This is a genomic window from Streptosporangium sp. CA-115845 (genome assembly GCF_050943795.1).
Taxonomy (GTDB): Bacteria; Actinomycetota; Actinomycetes; order Streptosporangiales; family Streptosporangiaceae; genus Streptosporangium.
Genome location: NZ_CP191988.1, coordinates 8,151,887 through 8,168,750 on the forward strand (window position 1 = coordinate 8,151,887; position 16,864 = coordinate 8,168,750).

Consider the following 16,864-nt stretch of genomic DNA (forward strand, 5'->3'; position numbering starts at 1 on the left):
TTTTGTTTCTTGAGCAAAGGATGTGGTGCGGTTGATGCGAGCCGGGCGGCGTGCTGTCAGAAGGCAGGCGCGTTCCGCGCCGTCTCACGAGGGGCCAGCACTGCGTTGCGGCCGGCGAGGTAGCCGAAGACGGCGGCCTTCCCGAGTGCGCTTCCGATCAGGTAGCCCGCTCCGTGAAATCCGCCGACGAGTTCGCCGGCGGCGTACAACCCGCTGATCGCCGAACCGGCGGTGTCCAGAACCCGCATGAGGCCGTCCACGCTGAGGCCCCCGTAGGTCGAGGTCAGGCCGGCTTTGCAGGCGTAGCCGTAGTAAGGCGGCTGGGAGAGACCGCGCGCGGACTCCGCGAGCGCGCCTGCGGGAACTCCCAGCCTGCTCGCGAGTCCCGCGAGAGTGGGCGCCTCGGCCAGGAGTCCGTCACGGAGCGCCGCGGCGAAGTCGCGGGTCTTCGGCGTCCGCCGTGACATCTCCATCACGGCCTGGTCGAAGACCTGGAAGGCGAGTCCTCCCGGCTGCTCCACCACCGCTCTGCCGAGGGCCTTGATATCGCCGCGTTCGTCGGCGAACCGGTGTCCACGCGTGTTGACGATCACGGCGCCGTCGCTCTGCGCGTAAAGGAGTCGCGGCTCCACGCCCGCGGCCGCTGACGCGCCGAACGACGCCTCGACGAACTCCATCCCCACCGGGGCCCCGCCTGCGGCCATGGCGAGCACCAGGCCATCCCCGTCGTTGCCCACCCCGCCCATCGCGACCGCCTGGGCGCAGTGGGGGGCGAATCGCCCGACCAGTTCACGGCTACGGGAGAACCCGCCCGATGCCAGCACCACCCCACAGCGTGTCGTGATCCGCGTGCGCCCGGCGCGGCCGTCCACGACGACACCGGTGACGTCATCGCCCGCGTGCAGCAACGACACCACCGGGGAACTCGCCCGGTAATCGACCGAGGTGTGGTCGAGCGCCCTGCGGTGCAGGAGGCCGACGAGCACGCCTGAGGGCATCGTGTGCAGCCGTCGAACCGGCTGCCCGGTGAGCGAGAACTCCGCGCCCAGCTCGCGGAGCCAGTCGTGGACCTCGATCTGGGTGTCGGCGTAGGCGTCCAGCAACGCCGGGTCGCTGTGGCCGCGGCCTGCCTCGGCCAGCGCCGCCCGGAGCCGCTCCGGAGAGTCGCCGACCCCCTCGCGCCGCTGCAACCCGGTCCCGGCGAAGACAAGCCCCCCACCGGCCATGGCCGACGAGCCGCCGAAGCGCTCAAGCTTCTCCAGCAGGATGACGTCCGCGCCCAGTCCCGCCGCCGCCAGCGCCGCGGCGTGACCGGCCAGCCCGCCGCCGACGACCACGAGATCGGTCGTCTCGACCGCATCACTCATGCGCCCCGACTCCCAGCGGGACGTCCTCACCGGAGAGCCACCGCTCCTCGGCGTCGCGGAACCGGGCGACGAGGTCCGGGCGGTCGAGGCCGGGCCGGTCGTCGTAGACGCGCTTGCCCTGTTGCGCCCGGAAGTACGACTGAAACGCGTAGCTGGAGCGGAAGGTCGCGAGTTTGCCGGTGTCGATCGCGGGTGCCTGCCCGGGTATGACGGGGACCAGGGTGTTCTTCTCGTACACGCCGACGAACGACCGCAGCCGCCAGCGGTCTCCGACGCGCTCCACCCGCGAGTGGTGGCGGCAGTAGGACACCATGTCGCACTCGACACCGGCGAAGACACGGCGGAACAGGATGGCGCACGAGGTGTCTGCCAGGGCCCGGTCACCCGCGATCCGGACGAGGGTGGGACCGAGGGAGTGGGTCGCGTGCCCCCCTGGCTCCTCCCCCATCGCCTTCGAGGCGGCGATGAACTCGGCGGCCGTGCCGTCGAACCAGGACAGGAAGACCCGCGAATCCGGGTGATAGCAGTCGGTCATGAGATCCCACTGCCGCGTGTCCCTGGCGACCCGCTCGGTCTGGGCGAGTTCGGTGATCAGGAGCTTGTCCAGCCACTCCGCACTCGACGCTGCGTTCACCGCTGTACTCCTGTCGTCTCGGACTCCCGGGCGCGGTACTTCGCGTCGAGCTCGGCGAAGCGCCGCGCGGACGCACGCGCGCCCTCGGCGTACTCCTCCGGGCAGTGCGCGTACGGGGGACGGCACGGGCCGGCCTTGATGTAACCGGCGGCGTTGATGCGGATCTTCTCCAGCTGGATGTTGTAGCGGGAGAACAGCGCGAAGGAGCCCTCGGGGAAGAACCCGGCCGAGGCGGCGCCGAGCTCGTCGGCGATGACGCGCGCACCGGCGAGGTCGCCGCCAAGCAGCCGCCGGCTCAGCTCGACGTGCGCGAGCGGACCGCACGACGCCGATCCGCTCCAGCACGCCACCACATCCGCGGGGGCGAGTTCGTGGGCCGTGCACCAGTCGCGGTCAACCGGGAGCAGGCGGACCCGGTGGTCCACCGCCGCGAGGTCGGCGGCGAACTGGGGGCCGAAGACGGGGTACTTCGCGGCGACGACCTGTGGGATGCCGGCGAGCGCCGCGTACGCCTCGGTGCTGATCTTGCCCTTGAACGCCTCGGGGTTGTCGTAGACCACGATGCCGAGTTCGGGAACGGCCTCGGCGACGGCGCGATAGAAGGCGACGAGGTTCTCCTCGTCGCACTGGGCCCACATCGGGCGGCCGAGCAGCAGTCCGTCCACGCCGAGATCGCGCAGCGCCCTGGCCCGTGTGATCGTGTCGCGGGTGTTGAGGGTGGTCGCCCCCACGAGTACGGGAACACGGCCGGCCGCGGTCGAGACGAGGATCTCCGCGAAGTCACGGAGTTCCTCCCAGGTGAGGGTGGCGCACTCGCCGAACGTGCCGGTGCTCATGATCGCGTCGACGCCGTCGTCGATCAGCGCGTTGACGGCCCGCTCGGTCTCGGCCCGGTCGAGGGTGTCGATCATCCCCGGGTCGTCCGCACCGTCGAGGGCCGGCGTCGGCATGATCGCGAAGACGCCGCGTACGGCTTCCGTGGTCAGTCGCGGGGTGCCCATCAGCCCTCACCCTCTGTCTTCTGCCGCAGTTCGTCCCAGGTCATCAACCCGACGGAGTCGCGGAAGTTCAGCCCGAGCGCTTCGAGGATCTTGGAGTTCTCGATGATGAGCATGCGTACCGGTGCGGTCTGGCTGCCGTTGTAGTGGCGGTGCCACATCATCGGCGGCACGCAGACGAAGTCGCCCTGAGCCCAGTCGTACCGGCGGTCTCCGATCTCGCTGTAGCCCTCCCCCGCGAGTACGTAGTGCACGGCCTCGTGGTGGTGACGCTGCATGTCGGACGACCCGCCCGGGACGAACTCCTGGAGGAAGAGTTCGAACGTCCTCATCGACGTGCCGAGCACGGGAGCGAGGCGGGCCGGGTTGTCGGCGGGCTCGTACCAGATGAGGTCCTTCTCGTGTACGACCAGATCAGGGTTCTCCGGGGGCCGTGGGAGCGGTTCGCGCTGTACCTTGATCTGGGCTCGCAGGGCTGCGAGTTCCTGCTCGTTGTTCATTGCCATCCTCTGGGTCCTCTCACAGGGGTGGTTTCCGGAAGCCGCCGTCTACCTCAGTGGGCCAGCCGGATCGCGTGCTCCTCGACGTACTCCAGCAGACCGATCTCGGTGCGTTCCCTGCCGATTCCGCTGCGCTTGACACCACCGAACGGCATGTCGAACGACAGCGAGGAGACGTTGTGGCTGTTGATGAACGTCCCGCCGGCCTCGATCCTGCGGGCCACGCCGATCGCCCGCTCGGCGTCCGCGCTCCACACGGACGAGCACAGCCCGAACTCCGAGTCGTTGGCCATCGCGACGGCCTGGTCCACGTCGTCGTAGGCGATCACCGGGACGACCGGGCCGAACTGCTCGACGGTGACGAGCTCGGCGCTCTGGTCGAGTCCGGTCACCAGGTGGGGCAGCAGGTAGTACCCGCCGTCCCAGTCGACGGAGTCCGTCGGCCGTCCGAGTTCGCGTACGACGCCACCGGCGTGGCGGGCGCGTTCCACCAGCCCCTCGACGCGTGCCCGGGCGGCGGCGGTGATCAGGGGGCCGAACGTGGCGTTCCCGTCCAGACCGTGACCCACGCGGTACTCGTCCGCGACCGAGCCGATCGCCTCGACCACCTCGTCGTGGCGTGAGCGTGGAACGTAGACTCGCTTGACCGCGAAGCAGATCTGCCCGGCGCGGGTGTAGATCCCACGGGCAAGAAGGGGGACGGCGGAGTCGAGGTCCACGTCGTCGAGGAGCACGGCCGGGTCGTTGCCGCCCAGTTCGAGACTGACGCGCCTCATCCCGTCGGCCGCGGTCGCCATGACCTGACGGCCGATCGCCACGCTGCCGGTGAAGGAGACCTTGCGCACGGCGGGGTGGGCGACGAGGGCCTGGCCGATCTCGGCGTCACCGTGCACGACGTTGACGACTCCCGGCGGGAGCACCGCGCCGATGGCGCCGAGCACCTCCGCGACGACGACGGGGGCGAGAACCGACGGCTTGACCACCACGGTGTTCCCGGCGATCAGCGCGGGGGCCAGCTTGGAGATCGTCAGGACGACCGGTGAGTTCCAGGGGACGATGAGGGCGCATACGCCGACGGGGCGGCGCTCCACGGTCAGCCACTGCCGTTCGTCGTCGATCGTACGGTCACCCAGCACGCCGGGGGCCCGGCCGAGGAGGTCCTCGAAGAGGTCCACCCCGCGGGAGAGGTCCATCGTCGATTCGATCAGGGTGCCGCCGTTCTCCCTGGAAAGGATCACCGCGAGATCGTCGATCCTGGCCCGTACCACGGTGAGCGCGTCCGCCAGCAGGCTCAGCCGCTCCTCCAGCGGCGTGCCGGCCCAGTCGGCGGCGGCCCGGGCCGCCGCCCCGGCCGCGGCCTCGACGTGCTCGACGCCACCTTCCGCGACCGTCGCCACGACGTCGGCGATACGTCCGGGGTCCCGCACCTCGATGCGGCGGCCGGTCGCCACAGGGCGCCCGTCGATGAACATGTCACCGGCCGTCACCTGGAGCACGGAACTGCTCATGTCCCTCTCCTTCTCACAATCGCTGGTATTCCACTCAAGACATGTTCACGATGCGCACACATGGTCGTTTTGTGTGTCTAGGATTCCAACTCCTCCGGCTCCGTGTCAACGGCGCGGTCACGCCCGCACGGCGAAGCAGTGGATCGAGAAGCCACTCGGGTAGTCGCGGAAGACGGCCTCCACGGGCGTGCCGATCCGAAGGCTCGCCGGGTCCGACTCGATCGTGGTGTCCAGCAACACATCGGGCTGCTCTTCGAGACTCACCTGTCCCACGACGTACGGCGGGGTGAAACCTTGGACGAACGGCCGCAGAACCACCGTCCACGACACGACCACCGCGCGTCCGGAGACCCTCCGCCACTCCAGGTCACCCAGACAGCGCGGACAGCCGACGGCCCCCGGATGCTCGAATCGTCCGCAGCCGGCGCACCACGGGATTCGCAGCTCGTGCGCGGCCAGCCCGTCCCAGAAGGGACGGGTCTCCCTGGTGGGCACCGGCTGCGGGCGATTCACCGTCATGCCGGAGCCGCGCGGTAGTACGCCTTGGGCTCGACGAAGGCGTCGAGACCCTCGCGGCCGAACTCACGCCCGATGCCCGAGGCCTTGACCCCGCCGAACGGCAGGGAGAAGTGCGGCCGGAAGGCGTTGACACCGATCATCCCCGTGCGCACCGCCCGCGCGACCGTGTCGGCGCGGTCCGCGTCGGCCGTCCAGACGGTGCCGGCCAGCCCGTAGTCGGAGTCGTTCGCCAGGCGGACCGCGTCGGCGTCGTCGTCGTAGGGGATCACGCACAGCACCGGCCCGAAGATCTCCTCCCGCGCGATCCGCATCCGGTTGTCCACGTCGGCGAAGACCGTCGGCCGCAGGTACCAGCCGCGGTCCATACCGGTCGGGGTGTTCGCGCCACCGGTCACAACCCGTGCTCCCTCGTCGATCCCCAGTCGAACGTACGAGCGCACCCGGTCACGGTGGACCGAGGTCACCAGCGGCCCGAGATCCGTCGAGGGATCGAACGGATCGCCCACCGTGAGCCCGCGGGCCATCGTCGCGACCGCCTCGACGACCTCGTCGTACCGGCTTCGCGGCGCGAGGACGCGGGTCTGGGCGATGCACGCCTGACCGCTGATGTTGAAGGCGGTCGCCTTCAACCCGGCGGCGACGACGTCCAGGTCCGCGTCGTCCAGGACGATCGCCGCCGACTTGCCGCCGAGTTCCAGGGTGACCCGCTTCAGGTCGCGTCCGCAGACGGCGGCGATGCTGCGACCGGCCGCGGTGGAGCCGGTGAAGGCGACGTGATCGACCTCCGGGTGAGCGACCAGGCGTTCGCCGATCTCCCGCCCGGCGGGCAGGATGCTGACGGTTCCCTCCGGCAGTCCGAGGCCATCGATCAATTCGGCGAGGATCAGCGCGTCGAGCGGGGTCTCCGGGGACGGCTTGACGACGACGGAGCATCCCGCGAGAAGCGCGGGGACCAGCTTGGAGAGCAGGGTCGACTGCGGAACGTTCCACGGTGGGATCGCAACGACCACGCCGCCGGGCTCACGGATGACCGCCGCCGCCCCGCCCAGGCGTTCCTCCTCCCACGGGTAACGCTCGGCCTCGTCGCACATCGCCCGGATGAGGAGTACCGAGCCACCGGCGTGGACCATCCGGGTCCAGCCGATGACCGCGCCCATCTCCGAGGTCAGCGTCTCGGCGAGTTCGGCCACCCTGGCCTCGTACGCGTCGGCCAGCCGGCGCATGGCCGCGATGCGCTCGGCCACCGGTGTTCGGCGCCACTCTCCCGCCTCGAACGCGGCCCGCGCCGCGACGACGGCGGCGTCCGCCTCCGCCGCCGTAGGCACCGCCACCGTGGCGATGACCTGCTCCGTCGACGGCGAGACCACCTGGATCCGCTCCGCGGACGACGCGGTGACCCACCTGCCCCCGAGGTAGAGGCGGTCATGGTGAACCGTCCCCTGGCCCGGGCCTAGCTCTTCCGGACTGAACGTGCCCGTCATCGTCGATCCTCCATGTCACGACCGGCCGGTCAGGCGGTCATCGTCTTTCCGCCGTCAACGACGAGGGTCTGGCCGGACATGTAGCCCGACGCCTCGCTCGCCAGGAACAACAGGGGTCCGATCAGGTCGGAGGGCTGGCCGGCCCGCTTGACGCACTGCTGCGCGATCTGCTCCGCGGCGAAGAGGTTGACCGACTTGTTCAGGGACGCCTCGGTGGCGATTCCGCCGGGCGCTATCGCGTTGACGCGGATGCCCATCTCGCCGAAGCTCTTGGCAAGGGTCTTGGTGAGGGTGATGACCGCCGCCTTGCCCGCGCTGTAGTCCGCGGTGCGCGGAGTCGCGATGTACGGTGCCGTCGACGCCTGGTTGATGATCGCCGCGCCGGGCCGGTCCCGCATGTAGGGCGCGGCGGCGACCGACATCTGGAAGACGCCCTTGACGTTGACCGCGAACGAGCGGTCCCAGCGGTCCGGCGAGATGTCGAACACCGAGGCGAACTCCAGGTCGCCCCAGAGGCCGGCGTTGTTGACCAGCGTGTCGATCCCGCCGAACGCCTCGGCGGTCTGTGCCGCGAGGGACTGGACGGACTCCTGATCGCTGACGTCGGCGTGGATGAAGATCGCCTCGTACCCCTTCTCCCGCAGGTCGGCGGCGGTCTTCTCTCCCTCCTCCCGCAGGATGTCGGACACGACGACCTTCAGCCCCGCCTCCGCGAGCGCGGTCACATAGGCGAGACCGATGCCTCGGCCGGCTCCCGTCACGATGGCGACCTTGCCGTTGAGATCTTCGAACATGTGGCTCTTCTCCTTGTGGTAGGCGTGCTGCCGGGTCAGATCTCCAGGCTCACGGTCTTCTCGACCGTGCATGCCTCGATACCCGCGTAGCTCAGCTCGCGGCCGAGGCCGCTGCTCTTCATGCCGCCGAACGGGACCTGCGGCGCGGGAACGCCGGCCCCGCCGTTGATGCGGACCATGCCGGCCCTGATGTCGGCGGCGGCCCGGTGCGCCGTGCCGAGGTTCGAGGTGTAGACCACCGACGCCAGGCCGTACGGGGTGTCGTTGGCGAGTCTGATCGCCTCCTCGTAGCCGTCGAACGGCACGACCAGGCCGACCGGTCCGAAGATCTCCTCCTGGCCGATGGTGGTGTCGTTGGTGCCGGTGAAAAGCGCGGGTTGCACGAAGAAGCCCGTCTCGCCCAGCCGCTGACCTCCGGTCACCAGCGTGGCCTCGGCGCGGCCCTGGTCGATATAGCCGCGGACCCGCTCGTACTGCTTGCGGCTGATCAGCGAGCCGATCTGCGTGCCGGCCTTGAACGGGTCGCCCACCCGGACCTGCTCCAGTTGCCGGGCGACGCCCTCCACCACCTGGTCCAGCACCTGCCGCTCGACCAGCAGGCGGGTCCCCGCGGCGCAGACCTGGCCGCTGTTGAGATAGAACTGGCGGGCCATCATCGGGATGTGACGCTCGATGTCGGCGTCGGCGAACACCACCTGGGGCGACTTGCCGCCCAGTTCGAGGGTGACCGCCTTGAGCAGGCCCGACGCCTGCGCGCCGATCTGCCGGCCGACGACGGTGCTGCCGGTGAAGGTCACCTTGTCCACGCCGGGCGCCGACACCAGCGGCGCGCCCGCCTCCGCACCGAATCCGGGGACGATGTTGATCGCTCCCGGTGGGAACCCCGCCTCAAGGGCGAGAGCGCCCAGGTACAGCGTGCTGAGTGGCGCGTCCTCCGGAGGCTTGACGACCACCGAGCAGCCCGCGGCCAGCGCGGGCGCGATCTTCCAGGCGCCCGTCATCAGCGGGGAGTTCCACGGCGTGATCGCGGCGACCACGCCGATCGGCTCGCGCCGTACGTAGGTGTGGGTGGGCCGGCCGTTGCTGTCCGGCAGCACGACGTGACGGCCGTCGATCTTGTCGGCCCAACCGGCGAAATAGCGGAGCGTGGCGATGGCCGTGGCCGGGTTCTTCAGGGGCTGCCCGATGTCGAGCGTCTCCACCAGGGTCATCTGACGGAAGTCGCGTTCCATGAGGTCGGCCAGCTTGAACAGCAGCCTGCCCCGCTCGACTCCCGAGAGCCTGGACCACTCGCCTCCGTCGACGGCCCCTCGCGCGGCGGCCACCGCACGCTGAACGTCGATCTCCCTGCCGCGGGCCACCTGCGCGATCACCCGCTCCGTCACCGGGTCGATGACCTCGAAACGCTCCCCCGCCGCGCTCGGCTGCCACTCGCCCCCGATGAGCAGGTCCGTCGGCGGCAACGTGATGCCGGCGCGGATGTCGAGGTCGATCTCTGGGGCCGTGGTCATGCGGGAGTCCTCCTGAACATGGGGGTGATCGAGCCGGTCGGCGGCATCAGACACCGGGGTCTTCGTGGATCGCGATGGCGAGGGCCGGACAGATCCGCGCGGCCTCACGCACCGACTCCCGCGCGTCGGGCGCGGGGCTGTCGGTCAGCAGGGACACGATCCCGGTCTGCTCGTCCTGGTCGAAGACGGTGTCCTCGGCCATCACGCACAGCCCGGCCGCGACGCATCGTGTCTCGTCGACGGTGACCTTCATATGCCGTTATCTCCTCTGCGCATTCGCGACCTCGAGCGCCGCGTCGGCGTCCCAGGTCACGGGCAAGTCGTAAAGTCCGTAGAAGACGGCGTCGAACTTGAAGCCGACCTCTTCGAACGGGATGTCGATCCGCAGGCCGGGGAACCGCTGGAACAGGGTGGAGAAGACCTCCTGCAACTCCATCCGGGCCAGCGGCTGCCCCAGGCACACGTGCGGGCCGAACCCGAACGTGATGTGGCCGCGTGCCGCACGGGTCACGTCGAGCCGCTCCGGGCACTCGAAGGCCGAGTCGTCCCAGTTCCCCGCGGCGACCGGGACGATGAGGCCGTCGCCCGCGGCGATCGGCTGCCCCGAGACCTCGAAGTCCTCCTTGGCGATCCGGACGCCCATCGACTGCGAGATGGTGAGGAAACGCAGCAGTTCCTCCACTGCGTTCGGCACCAGCCCGGGGTCGGCGACGATCCGGTCCCGCTGATCGGGGTGCCGCAGCAACGCCAGCGTGCCGAGCGCGATCATGTTCGCGGTCGTCTCGTGACCGGCCAGGAGCAACAGGGTCGCATCGGTGACCGCGTCCTCGTGCGAGACCTCACCGGTCTCGACACGCTGCGTGACAAACTGCCCGATCAGGTCGGGGAGGTTGGCTCCGTACTTGGACCGTACGACGTTCTCGACGAAGGCCATCACCTCGGCGTTCGCCTGCCGCACCTGCTCGGCCGACGCCCGGCGGTCCAGACGCACGGCGAACCTGGACTCGAAGAACTCGTGGTTGTCGTAGTCCACCCCGAGCAGCTCGCAGGCCACCGAGGACGGCAGCGCCAGCGCGAGGTGTTCCACGAGATCCAGCGGCGGCCCGACCTCGATCATCCGGTCGTAGATGTCGTCGATCATCCGGCGGATCCGCGGCCGCATCGCCTCGACCCGCTTGATCGTGAAGTGCGGCATGAACATCCGTCGGCGGGTGGCGTGCCTGGGGTCGTCCCAGCGCTGGAACGACTGCGCCTGCTTGGAGATCTTGTCGCCCGGCGTCAGGAAGGGGAAGTCCGGGTTCAGCGTCTCCGCGCTCACCGCCGGATGGGACAGCACCGTGCGGATGTCCTCGTATCGGGTGAACATCCACACCTCGCGGCCGTCGTACAGCCGGACGCGGGTGATCGGGCTGGTCTCGCGTAGTTCCCTGTACTGCGACGGCGGCGCGAACGGGCAGCGCGCGTCCCGTGCCATCGGGTACGTCGGCTGCTCGACCTCCGCCCCGTAATCCATGTCGATCATGACGAGGCCTCCTGAAGTGTGAGTTCGGTGAGGACGCGGCGCCGGCCGGCGAGCACCTGGCGGGGATGGTTGACGGCGACGACCGCGGTCGCCCGGCCGTCGACGAGATACATCACTGCGAACCGGTCGGCGTCGAGGTCACCGTCGATCACCTCGACCCGCGCGTCCGCACTGGGGAAACCGTGTGCCTGGATCTTCCGGTCGTACTGGTCGGACCAGAAGTAGGGCAGCGCGGCGAACGGCTCGTCTCCACCGGTGCCCGCGATCCGCTTGGCGACGTACTTCGCCTGCTCGATCGCGGTGGTCCAGTGCTCGACGCGTACGCTCCGGCCGACGAGGGGGTGCGGCCAGCGGACCACGTCTCCGACGGCGTGCACGTGCGGGGCGACCTTCAGGTGGGCGTCGGCGACCACGCCGTCGTCCACCGTGAGGCCGGAACCCGCCAGGAAGGCGGTGCCCGGGGTCGAGCCGACCGCCACCAGCAGCGCGTCCGCGTCGAGCACTGTGCCGTCGTCGAGCGTCACGGCCACGCCGTTGTCCTGTTCGCGCACCGCCGTCGCCTCGCGGCCCAGATGGAAGACGACCCCCGCACGCTGGTGGATCCGCTGGAGCGCGCCGCCGACGAGGGGACCGACCTGCCGTTGGAGCGGGGTCTGGAGCGCCTCGACGATCTCGACGCGCGCGCCCACCTTACGGAAGGTCGCGGCCACCTCCAGCCCGATGAATCCGGCACCGATGATGATCAGCGACCCGCCGGGGCGCAGGTGCGCGCGGAGCCGGTCGGCGTCGGCCTTCGTCCGCAGGACGTGGGCCGAGGGCGCGGCGAGGACGGACGGCAGAACCGGCGAGACACCCGTCGCGATCACCAGCTCGGAGTACGTGAGTTCGCGTCCGTTCGCGATCCGGACCACACGGCGGGCCGGTTCGACCGAGGTGACGGCCTGCCCCAGCACCCACTCGACGCCGAGGCCGTCGAGCCGCTCGCGGTCGCGCAGGAGCAGCCTGTCGTCCTCGACCGTTCCCGCGAGGTACTGCTTGGACATCGGCGGGCGGTCGAAGCGCGGCTCGTCGTCGGCGTCCACCACCACGATCGGTCCGGTCCAGTTCTCGGCACGCAGGCACTCGGCCGTCTGAAGGCCGGCGAGCGAACCTCCGACGACGACCACGCCGTCGTGAACAGCGCCCATCAGAAAACCACCACACTGCGGGCGAACGTGCTCTTGCCGAGCGCGTCCAGCGCGCCGAACACGTCGTCGAGCCCGATCCGCCGACCGATCAGCCCCGCGAGGTTCAGCGTTCCTCCCCGGTACAGGGACACCAGCCGCTCGATGTCGCGGGCCGGCACGACCGCGCCGCCACGACAGCCGAGCAGGCGCCGGTTGGCGGTCAGGGTGAAGGCGTCGAAGGTGATCTTCGAGCCGACCGGCGGGATGCCCACCATGACACACGCGCCCCCGACCCTGGTGAGGCTCAGGCACAGGGTCAGCAACTCCGGCTTGCCGACCACCTCGAAGACGGCGTCGGCACCGTCCGGCTCGATCGCGGCGATCTCCTTCGCGACGTCGGCGGACGCCTCGACGACGTGCGTCGCCCCGAAGGTACGGGCCAGCTCGAGCTTCTCGGGGATGGCGTCCACGGCCACGATCGTCGAGGCCCCGGCCGCACGCGCCGCCTGGATGACGTTGGCCCCCACCCCACCGGCGCCGAGGACCACGACCGAGTCACCCGGACGTACCCGCGCGACGTTCATGACGGCCCCGTAACCGGTGATCACACCGCATCCGGCGAGGCAGAACTCGTCAAGCGGCAGCGCCGGGTCGATCGGGATCACCTGCTCACGGCGGACCGTGCTGTACTCCGCGAGCGTCCCGACCCCGAAGAACGGATACGCCCGCTCGCCGCCGTACCGCAGCCTGCTGTCTCCGTCCGCCATCACCCCGGACATCGCCTGGCGGCGCGCGGCGCTGTTGCAGTGCTCGGCCAGACCGCGACGGCACTGCCGGCACGTCCCGCATGGAACGGCCAGCGCGCAGACCACGTGGTCGCCCACGCCGATGCCCGTCACGCCCTCGCCGACGCTCTCCACGACACCGGCGCCCTCGTGGCCGAGCACGATCGGCCACCGCGCCAGCGGGTGGGTGCCCTCGATCGCGTGGCCGTCCGTCCCGCACACGCCCGAGGCGGCGATCTTGATCCGGACCTCGCCGGGCCCCGGATCCAGGACGTCCACCTCGGCCAGGACCGGCTGGGTGCCCGGCTCTTCCAGTACGAGCGCGCGAGCCTTGATCGTGCTCACGAGGCATCCGCCGCCGCTCTGGTTCCTGCCCCTGCGATCATGACTTCCTCCCTGGTGGCAATCAGTACGTGTCTCACACCGTCACCGCGTTCATTGCAGGACGCCGTCGGCCCTGAGCCGGGCGATGGCGTCGTCGTCCAGTCCGAGCACGTCGCGCATGACCTCGTCGGTGTGCTCCCCGATCAGCGGCGCCGCCGACGTCAGGCGGGACGGGATCCGCTCGAACCGGTAGGCCGGGCCGTTGTAGTCGAGCGTCCCCATCTCCGCGTGGTCGAGCGCCCAGAAGTGCCCGCGCGCGCGCAGCCGCGGGTCCGCGAGGAGGTCGGATCCCTTGAGTACGACCCCGGCCGGCACGCCGGCTTCCTGTAGCCGATCCATCAACGCGAACCTGTCCACGGTGACCGTCACGCCCGCGACCAGTTCCTCGATCTCCTCGGTACGGGTGAGCGCCTCGATCTCGGACATCTTGGCGGCGAGGTCCACGCCACCGAGATCGGCCAGGACGCCGCACAGTCCCCGCCATTCGGAGTCGGTGCGTACGTCGATCGCGATCCAGTTGTCCTCGCCCGCGCAGGGCAGGACCGCGTGGAGCCGTCGTCCGGGCAGGCGGTTCGCCGAGCGCACCGGCTCGCGTCCGGTGAGCTGCCACTGGAGCAACTGCCCGGCGATGATGCTCACCGTGGCCTCGACCTGCGACATCTCGATGCGCTGACCGTGGCCGGTCCGTTCCCGGTGGATCAGCGCCGCGGTGACCGCCGCCATCGCGTACCTGGGCGAGACGGAGTCGGTGTAGGCGCCCTTCGGCAACGCCGGTGGGAGATCGGGCCAGCCGGTGAGGCCGTGGATTCCGGCCGACGCGGCGCCCTGGGCTCCGAACCCGGCCAGCTTGGCCCAGGGGCCGTCCTCTCCGTAGAGGGAGGAACTGAGCAGGATCGCGCGCGGGTTGATCTCCTGCAGCACGTCGTGGCCGAGACCCCACCGGTCCAGGACACCGGGGCGGAAGTTGTCCGCCACGACGTCCGCCCAGTTCACCAGCCGCCGAACCAGGTCACGCCCCTCGGCGCTGCCCATGTCCACGGCGACGCTCTTCTTGGAGCTGTTGAAGTCCGCGAAGAAACCGCTCCGGTTGATCCCCGGCTTCGCCTCGAAGAAGGGGCCGCCCAGCCGGACGCTGTCCGGGTGGGTCTTCGACTCGATCTTGATGACTTCCGCGCCGTTGTCGGAGAACTGCTTGGTGACGATGGGCCCCGCCGCGGCCCAGGTGAAGTCCAGTACCTTCAGACCGGCGAAGATGCCCTCCGTGGCTCCGGCCGGTTCGAGCCGCTCGGTCATACCGCCTCCCCCGCGATGAGCAGGTCGATGTCGTCAGCTCCGAACCCGATCTCCGCGAGCACCTCGACGGTGTCCGCGCCCGCGAGGGGCGCGGGACGTGGTTCGGCCAGTGGGGTGCGGGAGAGCCTGGCGAACGGCCCGGGGTGGAGCGCGCCCGCGTCCCGCCGTTCGTCCTCGACCCTCCGGAAGAAGTCACGGGCGACCAGTTGCTCGGCTTCCAGCAACTGCGAGACGGAGTAGATGGGCGCCAGCAGGATCCGGCGCTTCATGCCGCTCTCGATGAGTTCGTCGAGCGTACGGTCGCGGATGAACGCGCCGATGGCCTCGGTCACCTCGTCGTACGCCTCCTGCGGAACGTCGAAGCGGCCGGGCCCGTTCCAGTCGTACGCGTCGAGGATGGGCCGGTGGTAGCCCTCCTGCCGCATCCAGTCCACCAAGGTCGTGTAGGAGTGCTCGCGAACCGCCCCGCCTCCGCCGCCGACCGGGCCGAACTGAATGAAGCCGTCCCGGCACGGCCACACCAGGCGGGTGAAGAACGTGTTGCCGCGTTCCTTCTTGACCGAGCCACCGCGGACCTCGTCGACACCCATGCACTGCCAGGTCATGGTCGTGTTCAGCAGGGTCCAGACGACGCAGGCCTGCACCGAGACGTCCACCCGCTGCCCCACGCCGGTGCGGATCGCGTGGTAATAGGCCATCAGCGCCGCACTGGCCGCTTCCACTCCGCTCTGTGTGGTGGCGACCGGCGCGCTGATCATCACCGGTGGCCGATCGGTCTCACCGTTGAGGTTGAGGTGCCCGCCCTGCGCCTGGAGGGTGAGCTCGCTGGCGCGGGTCGTCTCGTAATCCCCTCGCCCGTACGGCCAGATCTCGCACCACACCAGCGCCGGGTTGTCGCGCGTGCAGATCTCCCGGAGCCGGTCGGCCTCACCCGGGTCTGCGATCCGTTCCCAGTCCAGGAGCACGATGTCGGCCGTCCGGGCCAGGCGGCCGAGGATCTCACGGCCGGCCTCGCCGTTCAGGTCGAGCGTCACGCTCCGCTTGCCCAGGTTGAACGCCAGGAACTCAAGCCCGTGTCGCTGTCCGTTGCCGTCCGCGTAGGTCGGTTCCGCGGTACGGGCCGGTTCTCCGCCCCTCGGTTCGATCTTCACCACGTCGGCTCCGAGATCCGCCAGAACCTTGCCCGCCACAGCGGCGGCGAGGTGGCTGATCTCCAATACCCGGCATCCGTCGAGGGCCCCCGCCTGAGCCTGTCCGGTCTGTCCCATCGGCACGTTCGTCCTCCTCCTCATGCCGCATCTCGGCTCAGCACCGCCAGCGCCGACCGGTCGAAGGGACCGATCTGGACGAGGCAGTGATCCACCTTCTGCACCTGGCGCGGCCCCGCCACGCCGAGGATCTGCGCGATGCCCTCGCGCAGATGGCCCATGCCATGCAGCCGGCCCTCACCCAGCGCTCCCCCGAAGGTGTTGACCGGGAGGTCGCCGCCGGGCCGGGTGCGCCCCTCCGCCACGAACTTCCAGGCCGTGTACTCCTCGCACCAGCCGAGGCGTTCGAGCCACTCGTAGAGCATGAACGAGTAGCCGTCGTAGAGCTGGAGGACGTCGATGTCGCCCGGGGCCAGCCCGGCGCGGTCGAGGATGCTGTCGGCGTTCGTCCAGTTCGCGTGGGCCCGCAGGTACGCGGCCGGGCGGTCCTCGCGTCGCGCCGCCTCGGCCGAGGTCATCACGAAGGCTCCCGCCCCCGATACCGGCAGGTCGCAGTCGTAGAGCGACAGCGGGTCGCTGATCATCGGCGCCGCGAGGTACTTCTCCAGAGTGAGTGCACGGTCGCGGAAGTGGGCCACCGGGTTGTCTCGGGCGTGCGCCCGCGCGGCGTCCACGACCGCCCACACGTCCTCGCGACGCGCGCCGGAACGTTCCAGGTACTGCCGCATCCTGATCCCGAAGCGGGTGCCACCGGGCCCCGCGCCGAACGGGAGCGTCCACTGGGCCGTCCCCGCGGCGCGCGTCCCGGCGTCCGGGGAGGGCGCCGGTCCCGCGCCGTGGTGGACAGCACGTACGCCGAGTACCGTCGTGCATTGACCGGAAGCGATCGCGGCGGCCGCGGTGGCCGCCATGTTGACGGCGAAGCCCGACACGTCACTCGCCCAGGAGAGCCCTGTCAGGCCGAGACTTCCGACCATCAGATAGGCGGAAACGTGGTCGGCGCCATCGCCCGCGACCGCCGACGGGTTCGGGTTCTGGCCGATGCCGACGTACCCGTCGATCTGGTCTCGCTCGATCCCGGCCGCCCGCAGCGCGTCGAGCGCGGCCTCGCGGGCGTAGGACACGATGCTTCGATCCGTGTGCCGATCGACCGCGGAGTAACCGACACTGATGAACGCGGATCCAGTGTTCATG

16 protein-coding genes are annotated in these 16,864 nt (G+C 70.1%); all 16 read right to left on the reverse strand.

Going from position 1 to position 16,864, the window contains the following annotated elements:
- Positions 1-56: 56 nt before the first annotated feature.
- Entirely contained in the window at positions 57-1,367 is a 1,311-nt protein-coding gene (locus tag ACQP0P_RS38980; protein ID WP_433365511.1) for an FAD-dependent oxidoreductase, read from the reverse strand.
- Positions 1,360-2,001, reverse strand: coding sequence for a nuclear transport factor 2 family protein (locus ACQP0P_RS38985; protein WP_433365514.1), 642 nt, complete (start codon positions 1,999-2,001; stop codon positions 1,360-1,362). The genes ACQP0P_RS38980 and ACQP0P_RS38985 overlap by 8 nt, the downstream gene beginning before the upstream one ends.
- Positions 1,998-3,002 (reverse strand): dihydrodipicolinate synthase family protein, encoded by a 1,005-nt coding sequence (locus ACQP0P_RS38990; protein ID WP_433365517.1) that lies wholly within the window; start codon positions 3,000-3,002, stop codon positions 1,998-2,000. The genes ACQP0P_RS38985 and ACQP0P_RS38990 overlap by 4 nt, the downstream gene beginning before the upstream one ends.
- A complete protein-coding gene (locus tag ACQP0P_RS38995) occupies positions 3,002-3,505 on the reverse strand; it encodes a cupin domain-containing protein (RefSeq protein WP_433365520.1) in 504 nt (167 codons plus the stop codon). Before ACQP0P_RS38995 ends, ACQP0P_RS38990 begins: the two co-directional genes overlap by 1 nt.
- 47 nt (positions 3,506-3,552) lie before the next feature.
- The gene (locus ACQP0P_RS39000) at positions 3,553-5,007 is read right to left on the reverse strand and encodes an aldehyde dehydrogenase family protein (protein WP_433365523.1); all 1,455 of its coding nucleotides are present in this window, start codon (positions 5,005-5,007) and stop codon (positions 3,553-3,555) included.
- A 117-nt stretch (positions 5,008-5,124) separates the two neighbouring features.
- Positions 5,125-5,526 carry a Zn-ribbon domain-containing OB-fold protein gene (locus tag ACQP0P_RS39005; RefSeq protein ID WP_433365526.1) on the reverse strand — a complete coding sequence of 134 codons (402 nt, stop codon included), beginning with the start codon at positions 5,524-5,526 and terminating at the stop codon, positions 5,125-5,127.
- A complete protein-coding gene (locus ACQP0P_RS39010) occupies positions 5,523-7,007 on the reverse strand; it encodes an aldehyde dehydrogenase (RefSeq protein WP_433365529.1) in 1,485 nt (494 codons plus the stop codon). Before ACQP0P_RS39010 ends, ACQP0P_RS39005 begins: the two co-directional genes overlap by 4 nt.
- A 29-nt stretch (positions 7,008-7,036) precedes the next feature.
- Positions 7,037-7,801: an SDR family NAD(P)-dependent oxidoreductase gene (locus ACQP0P_RS39015; protein ID WP_433365532.1), complete on the reverse strand. Its 765-nt coding sequence runs from the start codon at positions 7,799-7,801 to the stop codon at positions 7,037-7,039.
- A gap of 35 nt (positions 7,802-7,836) precedes the next feature.
- Positions 7,837-9,312, reverse strand: a complete 1,476-nt coding sequence (locus ACQP0P_RS39020) for an aldehyde dehydrogenase family protein (RefSeq protein ID WP_433365535.1) — start codon at positions 9,310-9,312, stop codon at positions 7,837-7,839.
- 46 nt (positions 9,313-9,358) lie between these two features.
- Complete coding sequence (locus ACQP0P_RS39025) at positions 9,359-9,565, reverse strand: ferredoxin (RefSeq protein ID WP_433365538.1); 207 nt, start codon at positions 9,563-9,565, stop codon at positions 9,359-9,361.
- Positions 9,566-9,571: 6 nt separating this feature from the next.
- The gene (locus tag ACQP0P_RS39030) at positions 9,572-10,834 is read right to left on the reverse strand and encodes a cytochrome P450 (RefSeq protein WP_433365541.1); all 1,263 of its coding nucleotides are present in this window, start codon (positions 10,832-10,834) and stop codon (positions 9,572-9,574) included.
- Positions 10,831-12,021, reverse strand: coding sequence for an NAD(P)/FAD-dependent oxidoreductase (locus ACQP0P_RS39035; RefSeq protein ID WP_433365544.1), 1,191 nt, complete (start codon positions 12,019-12,021; stop codon positions 10,831-10,833). The genes ACQP0P_RS39030 and ACQP0P_RS39035 overlap by 4 nt, the downstream gene beginning before the upstream one ends.
- Complete coding sequence (locus ACQP0P_RS39040) at positions 12,021-13,130, reverse strand: zinc-binding dehydrogenase (protein ID WP_433365547.1); 1,110 nt, start codon at positions 13,128-13,130, stop codon at positions 12,021-12,023. The genes ACQP0P_RS39035 and ACQP0P_RS39040 overlap by 1 nt, the downstream gene beginning before the upstream one ends.
- A gap of 90 nt (positions 13,131-13,220) precedes the next feature.
- Positions 13,221-14,462 carry a CaiB/BaiF CoA transferase family protein gene (locus tag ACQP0P_RS39045; protein ID WP_433365550.1) on the reverse strand — a complete coding sequence of 414 codons (1,242 nt, stop codon included), beginning with the start codon at positions 14,460-14,462 and terminating at the stop codon, positions 13,221-13,223.
- Positions 14,459-15,730: a CaiB/BaiF CoA transferase family protein gene (locus ACQP0P_RS39050; RefSeq protein ID WP_433382313.1), complete on the reverse strand. Its 1,272-nt coding sequence runs from the start codon at positions 15,728-15,730 to the stop codon at positions 14,459-14,461. The genes ACQP0P_RS39045 and ACQP0P_RS39050 overlap by 4 nt, the downstream gene beginning before the upstream one ends.
- A gap of 20 nt (positions 15,731-15,750) precedes the next feature.
- On the reverse strand, positions 15,751-16,863 hold the full coding sequence (locus ACQP0P_RS39055) for a thiolase family protein (protein WP_433365553.1): 1,113 nt from the start codon (positions 16,861-16,863) through the stop codon (positions 15,751-15,753).
- Position 16,864 lies beyond the last annotated feature (1 nt).